This is a genomic window from Micromonospora rosaria, assembly GCF_001567585.1.
In the GTDB taxonomy this organism is placed as follows: domain Bacteria; phylum Actinomycetota; class Actinomycetes; order Mycobacteriales; family Micromonosporaceae; genus Micromonospora; species Micromonospora rosaria.
In genome coordinates this window covers 1-4,012 of the sequence record NZ_LRQV01000255.1, presented here as the reverse complement: position 1 = coordinate 4,012, position 4,012 = coordinate 1, and the positions used below count along the sequence as shown (strand labels likewise).

At 69.5% G+C, this 4,012-nt stretch carries 4 protein-coding genes and 2 pseudogenes; 4 read left to right on the top strand and 2 right to left on the bottom strand.

Annotation, left to right across the window (positions count from 1 at the left end):
• Nucleotides 1–56: 56 nt before the first annotated feature.
• A pseudogene (locus AWW66_RS35825) lies at nt 57–284 on the top strand (IS701 family transposase); the annotation flags it as partial.
• A gap of 195 nt (nt 285–479) precedes the next feature.
• Here the strand turns inward: AWW66_RS35825 and AWW66_RS31625 are convergent.
• Nucleotides 480–836 carry an MmcQ/YjbR family DNA-binding protein gene (locus AWW66_RS31625; protein WP_067374364.1) on the bottom strand — a complete coding sequence of 119 codons (357 nt, stop codon included), beginning with the start codon at nt 834–836 and terminating at the stop codon, nt 480–482.
• A 91-nt stretch (nt 837–927) separates the two neighbouring features.
• On the bottom strand, nt 928–1,398 hold the full coding sequence (locus AWW66_RS31620) for a DNA-binding protein (protein WP_067374362.1): 471 nt from the start codon (nt 1,396–1,398) through the stop codon (nt 928–930).
• A 95-nt stretch (nt 1,399–1,493) separates the two neighbouring features.
• Between AWW66_RS31620 and AWW66_RS31615 the strand changes: the two are divergent.
• The 3 genes and pseudogenes from AWW66_RS31615 to AWW66_RS33235 form a co-directional block, all read left to right on the top strand.
• A pseudogene (locus tag AWW66_RS31615) lies at nt 1,494–1,724 on the top strand (DNA-3-methyladenine glycosylase); the annotation flags it as partial.
• A 29-nt stretch (nt 1,725–1,753) separates the two neighbouring features.
• Nucleotides 1,754–3,163 (top strand): recombinase family protein, encoded by a 1,410-nt coding sequence (locus AWW66_RS31610; RefSeq protein WP_067374359.1) that lies wholly within the window; start codon nt 1,754–1,756, stop codon nt 3,161–3,163.
• Nucleotides 3,153–3,767, top strand: coding sequence for a DNA-3-methyladenine glycosylase (locus AWW66_RS33235; RefSeq protein WP_245648579.1), 615 nt, complete (start codon nt 3,153–3,155; stop codon nt 3,765–3,767). Before AWW66_RS31610 ends, AWW66_RS33235 begins: the two co-directional genes overlap by 11 nt.
• Nucleotides 3,768–4,012: the final 245 nt, after the last annotated feature.

Below are 4,012 nucleotides of genomic sequence, written 5' to 3'. Positions count from 1 at the left end.
CGTGCACATCGCCGCGATCAACGAGTGGCTGTGACCGACTTCGACACAGGCCCTAAGGGGCACGCCGGACCCGCCTGGTCGACCTCGCCCGCACCGCGGGCGCGAGGTGGGCGATCGAGGAGTGCTTCCAACAGGCCAAGAACGACGCCGGCCTCGACGAGTACCAGGTCCGTGACTGGCGGGCCTGGTACGCCCACATCACCCTCGCGATGGCCGCCCACGCCTGGCTGTCCGTGGCCCGGTCCCTGACCGAAAAGGGGGAACCAGCCCCGACGACGGCATGATGATCGACTACACGGTACCGGAGATCCGAAGACTCCTCACCGCACTCACAGTGCGACACATCCACCAAACCGAGCACGTCTGGGCCTGGTCCCGATGGCGACGACGCCGCCAACACCAAGCCCGCACCAGCCACTACCGACGACGCGGCTACCCCTAACCAACTGCCGTTGCAGTACTAGGCCGGCCCGTCCCGGTCACCCGCCGCCCGGCCGTTCGCGGCGGGAGAGCTTGGCGACGACCGTGTCGTACGACGCGTCGAGCGCCTCCACCAGTTCGTCGGCGGGGATGGTGCCGTCCAGCCGGAGCGTGTTCCAGCCGGCCCGGCCGATGTACGGCATGATCCGGGCGTCGTCCGGGTAGCGGTGCAGCCACTCGTCGGCCACGTCCCGGTTCGGCCCGCACTTGATCCCGATCGTGGCACCGGTCTCGCCCGAGCCGAGGAAGGCGAAGATCCGGCTGCCCACTTTCACCACCTCCTCGCCCGCCCAGGGCCGGTCGAGCCAGGCGCCCGGCTTGGCCAGGCAGTACGCCAGCATCTCGGTGCGGTCCACGGTGGCAGTCCCTCCGGTCGGTTCCCGCCGCTCCTACGCCGAAACGTACGGCATCGACGCGCCGCACGCCCGGTTGCCGGCGATCACCGCCTCAGCCGGCGGGCTCACCGACGCCCGGGGTCCCGGTGGCGGGATCGGCCCGGGCGGTGACCCGGTCGTACCGCTGGCTGGCCGCCTGGGCGCTGCCCAGGCCGAGCGCGTGCCCGATCGCCTGCCAGGTCAGGCCCCGGCCCCGGGCCAGGGTCAGCAGTCCCGCCTCCAGGGTGTCGACCTCGGCCCGCAGGTGCGGGACGAGCGCGAGCGCGGCGAGCAGGTCGGCCTGGTCCACCGGTTCCTCGCCGGGGGTCGGCTCGGCGGCGCCGGCGGCCAGGGCCAGCAGCACGGCGATCGCCTCGTACGGGTCGGCGAGGTACGGGTTGGTGTGCCGGCGGCGCTGCTGCTCGGTGGCGGCGTGTCGCTCGCTGAGCCGGTGCAGCGCCGCCCAGGTGCGGTGCGCCGCGCCGGAGCCGGGGCCGGGATCGGGTGGGGTGGGGTCGGGGGTGGTGGACGGTTCGGTGGTCATGCGACGATCACAGCACTTCAACAGAATGTTGTCAACGGAGTGTTGAAGGACGGTACGGGTTTGCCGATCCGCGCCGCCCGGCGTTTGCTGGACGGATGGACCACGCATGGCTGCACACTCCCGCCGCCCGGGTGCCGGAGGTGGCGCGTGCCCTGCTCAGCTGGGAGGTTGCGGCCGGTGGTGTGCGGATCCGGCTGACCGAGGTCGAGGCGTACGCCGGGACCGGGCAGGACCCGGCCTCGCACGCCCACCGGGGCCCCACGCCCCGGACCGCGGTCATGTTCGGGCCGGCCGGCCACGCGTACGCGTACTTCGTCTTCGGCATGATCTGTCCGTGAGCATGTAGGATACCACGATGACCAAGCGCGCCGTGATCTACGCCCGGATCTCCCTCGATGCGACGGGGGAAGGGCTCGGTATCGCGAGGCAGGAGGCGGCCTGCCGGGAGCTGTGCGAGCAGCGCGGTTGGAAGGTCACGAAGGTGATCGTTGATAACTCGGTCTCGGCGTTCTCCCGCAAGGGCCGCCCCGGCTGGGAGCAGGTGCTCAACCTGGTCAGCTCGGGTGCCGTCGATGTCGTCGTGGCCTGGCAGGTCGACCGCATGTACCGCAGCCTGCGAGACCTTGAAGACCTGGTCGACCTCGCCGACCGGACCGGGGTCACCCTGGCAACGTTGTCCGGTGAGTTGGACTTGACCACACCCAACGGCCGGATGATGGCTCGCATCCTCGGCAGCGTCGCCCGGAAAGAGGTGGAACAGAAGGGGGCCAGGCAGAAGGCGGCCCAACGGCAACGGGTGCAGACCGGCCGCCCCTGGTGGACCGCACGCCCGTTCGGTTTCGAGCGGGACGGACAGCACCGGCCGACCGAGGCGGACCCGTTACGGCAGGCGTACGCGGACCTTCTCGCCGGGCAGTCGGTCTACTCGATCGCCGCCCGGTGGAACGATGCCGGCATCCTCACCCCGAGGGGCAACAGGTGGCGCTCATCCAACCTTCGGCACGTCCTGCTGTGTGAGCGGAACGCGGGCATCCTCACCTACCTCGGGGCGGAGACCGGGGTGCCTGCCGGATGGGAACCGATCGTTCCCGAGGACGTGTACCGGGCAACCGTTCGCCTGCTCGCTGACCCTGTCCGCAACACGGGCGGGGGTGGCAAGCGGAAGGGGCTACTCGTCGGGGTGGCAACCTGCTCGAAGTGCGGGGGCAAGGCGTCGCAGGGCTGGTCTCGGCCGAACGTAGCCGGGGAGCGGTACCGGATCTACACCTGCCGTGAGGGTCGATGCGTCAGCATCCCCGCCGACTTCCTCGACTCTCACGTGATCCGCATGCTGCTCGATCGGGCGGACCAGTGGGAGGCTCAGCCTGTCGACCAGGAAGCCGAGCAGGAGTCGACGGCGTTGCGGGTGGAAGAGTCCAACCTGCTTGCCCGGAAGGCATCGCTGGCTGAGATGTTCGTCGGCGGAACCATCGACCAGGCGGCGTTGGCTGCCGGCGCGGTCAAGGCTGACGCCAGGCTCGCCGAGATCCGAGACCGCCTGGCCAGCATCGCCACCGGACGGGTTGGCGTCGACCTGGCGGACACCGAGGCAGTGTGGGATGCCATCGACCGGATGGAAGTCGACCAGGTCCGCACGATCATCGAGACCGCATGCCAGTCGATCCGGCTCATGCCTCGGCGGAAGGGTGCCAGGCTGCCGAAGGGTGACGATGTCCAGATCACCTGGCGGATCTCTCAGACGGAAGGCTCACACATTGTCGGCTGACCCGTTCGCCATCCTGACGCAACCCGCCCCGCTGGTCGCCCCCCACCTGATCGGCTGGACGCTGACCCATCACACCCCGGACGGATCGGTAACCCTCGAACTGACCGAAGTCGAGGCGTACGCGGGGGAGGACGATCCTGCATCCCACGCCTGGCGCGGTCCAACCGCCCGCAACTCGGTGATGTTCGGTCCAGCCGGTCGGCTCTACGTCTACCTGTCCCACGGGCTGCACTACTGTGCCAACGTCGTCACTGGCACCGACGGTACGGCGTCGGCAGTGCTGTTCAGGGCTGGCCGGGTGGTCGGCGGGGTCGATGTGGCGCAGCGTCGCCGAGGTGAGCGAGTCGCCCTGCACTCGCTCGCCCGTGGTCCCGGCAACCTCGGTCAAGCGCTTGCGCTGACGCGCGAGCACACCGGCAGTTACCTGCTCGACGGTGGCCCCCTCGCTCTCAGCCCACCTACGAGCCCAGTCGGATCTGTCTCCTTCGGGCCGAGGGTCGGCGTCAGCCGGGCGAGTGAGCGGTCCTGGCGCTACTGGCTGACGGGTGACCCGACCGTCTCGGCGTATCGCCGTGGTCGACTGGCCGGCGATCCTGTTGCGTGACCCGTGCCGGCTCGGCAACTCCCGTTGGCGTGGCGACTCGCAGACGTGGGCAGAGCGTGGGCTGTTCTGACCCTGCCTCCTGGTCAATGAGGCTTTTTAAACCTGATCTTGCAGGTCAGAAGCGGTGCGTGTAGCCCAGTGGTCGATGAGGGCGAGGCTCCAGGTAAGACAGCAAATCGACCAAAACCCGATGCCCCAACACGGGAGCCTCGCCTGTGCTGTCTTACCCGTCCGCGATCTCGTTG

What these genes read in the sequence shown, in the direction of transcription:
- AWW66_RS31610 (WP_067374359.1), top strand. Translation starts at nt 1,754, where the DNA reads ATGACCAAGCGCGCCGTGATCTACGCCCGGATCTCCCTCGATGCGACG.
- AWW66_RS31620 (WP_067374362.1), bottom strand. Translation starts at nt 1,398, where the DNA reads ATGACCACCGAACCGTCCACCACCCCCGACCCCACCCCACCCGATCCC.